1 protein-coding gene and 1 pseudogene are annotated in these 1,936 nt (G+C 59.3%); one reads left to right on the top strand and one right to left on the bottom strand.

Annotated elements, in window-relative coordinates; translation table 11 throughout:
- Positions 1-172: 172 nt before the first annotated feature.
- Positions 173-592 (bottom strand): annotated as a pseudogene (locus NW852_RS01480) (RNA-guided endonuclease TnpB family protein); the annotation flags it as partial.
- A gap of 200 nt (positions 593-792) precedes the next feature.
- Here NW852_RS01480 and NW852_RS01475 point away from each other — a divergent pair.
- Complete coding sequence (locus NW852_RS01475; RefSeq protein WP_414366836.1) at positions 793-1,827, top strand: 2Fe-2S iron-sulfur cluster-binding protein; 1,035 nt, start codon at positions 793-795, stop codon at positions 1,825-1,827.
- Positions 1,828-1,936: the final 109 nt, after the last annotated feature.

The raw sequence follows: 1,936 nt of genomic DNA, 5'->3' as shown, positions 1-1,936 counted from the left end.
CAGGTTTGGACTGAGGCATGAAGGGGCTCGCACCAATCTCTCTGTACTCTATCATTCGCTCCCTTGAAAGCACAGCAGCGGCCTGTTGTCGAGAACAGCGCCAACATTCACCCGTAAACTACCCGGCTCCGACCGCTAAGCGGTACGGAGCGGGCTTCTAGTAGCCCTGCAGTTGGTAGTTGCCAATTGCCAACTCAAAGCGTTCCCGCCCCTCGACGTTGGTCAGCGACACCGTCCAGTCTTTTTGCCGAAAAGAAAAGGTGCGAGCGTCAAAGGACTCCGTCCCGCTAGCGCGAAAGGTCACAAAACCCCCCTTGAACGCTTTGACCGGACGGTTCTTTTGGCGGGCAACCTTGCGCGAGCCTGCAACCCGCCTGCACACCTGTTGTGCCAGGTTGCTGGATAGCCCGAAGCGGGTACGGATCTCGCGGTAGCAGAGAGATTGGAGCTTAACGGCGTTGACTATCTTCTCCGGTGTGTTCTCATTCACCCAGTTCAAGGCTTGTGCAAAAGCGTCTAGCGTCGCATCCAGCTTGGCGGCTTGCGACACAGACACCTTGAGCTTGCAGGAGATGGTCAGGGCTTGGGTCATGCTCCCATTCTATCTCATCAGATGCTACATTGTTGTCTGGCTTCTTGCATTCCTCCGGACGCGAGGACTCCGTCCCGCTTCGCGAACGGCTACGCCAGAGCGCGGGGCTCCTGCGGTTTCTAGCTGAAAAGGGGTATCCAAATCCAGGTCAGGAACGTACAGGCTTTAGGCGTCCAAGAACGGTTTGCCGGCACCCAACTATGCGGATCACTTGCTACCCCGATAACCTCACCTTTGAGGCCAATCCCCTGCTCACGATCTTGGAAAACCTACTGCAGGCCGGGGTGCGCCATGTCCATGCCTGTGGCGGCAATGCCGCCTGCTCCACCTGCCGGATCATGATTTTGGAGGGCAGCCAAAATTGCCGTAGCATGACCCCTGCTGAGAAGAAGTTGGCCGAACGGCTGGATCTCCCCGTGCATATCCGCCTTGCCTGTCAAACCCGCATCACCGGGGATGTGACGCTGCAGCGGCTGGTGCTCGATAGGGCAGATGTGGAGGTGGCCCAGCATCAACTGCAGGCTCAGTCCATCGGCGAGCAGACCACCGCCGCCATTCTCTGCGCTTCGCTGTGGGGGACGGCCAATTTCGACGAGGAGAACTTTCCCTACGATGTTGTTTACACTTTGGGTCGCCACTTCGTCCAAATGGAGTCGGTGGTACAGCGATACCAAGGAGTGTTGGCCAACCAAAGCGGGCTGAGAAGTCTGGCCCTGTTTGGCTTGGGACAACCCGAACGGGCAGTACGGCAGGCTCTGCAGGCGGGGTTGGCGCTTTTGCAATCGGTGGCGGAGCTGAACAGGTTTCTGCGACAGCTCACTTACCCAGAGGTCCGGCTTACCCTCGGGATCCACCATGGCCCAGTGATCCTACTCCACATCGACCCACAAGAGCCGCGGCGAGTTTCAGCCTTTGGCAAGGCAGTGAGTTTTGCCACCTGGCTGGGATCCCTTGCTGAACCCCTCGATCCCCCCAAAAAGCCCCAGGAGAGGCCGAACTCGCGGCTGTTGATCTCGGCACCTGTGTATCGAGCAGCGCAGGACTTGTTCTTGCAGGTGGAGCCCCTTGCTCTGAAGCCTTCCCCTGAGGCCAAGCCGATTCAGGTCTTTAGGGTGCTGCCTGGTCAGGTCAAGTTGCCTGTTGATGAAGAGCCAACTCCGCAGGCCGTGACGCCCCAACCCACCGGCTGGCTAGAGGCGCTGCAGGAATGGCTGCGGGCCTGGTCGCGCTTCTGAGGGATCCCCTAGAATCCAGCACCGACCTGCTAGAGCTGCTGCACCTGGGCCTGCAGGTAGGGGATCCCCACCCGGTGGCAATAGTCGCCGAAGCGCTCTTGGGGGTGGC

It is taken from the genome of Synechococcus sp. H60.1 (genome assembly GCF_047462335.1).
Taxonomy (GTDB): domain Bacteria; phylum Cyanobacteriota; class Cyanobacteriia; order Thermostichales; family Thermostichaceae; genus Thermostichus.
Note: the sequence above shows the minus strand (reverse complement) of the source record. Positions and strands in the feature narration are given on the sequence as shown.

Excerpts from the sequence above, each read along its gene's own strand:
- NW852_RS01475 (WP_414366836.1), top strand. The coding sequence starts at position 793 with ATGCGGATCACTTGCTACCCCGATAACCTCACCTTTGAGGCCAATCCC.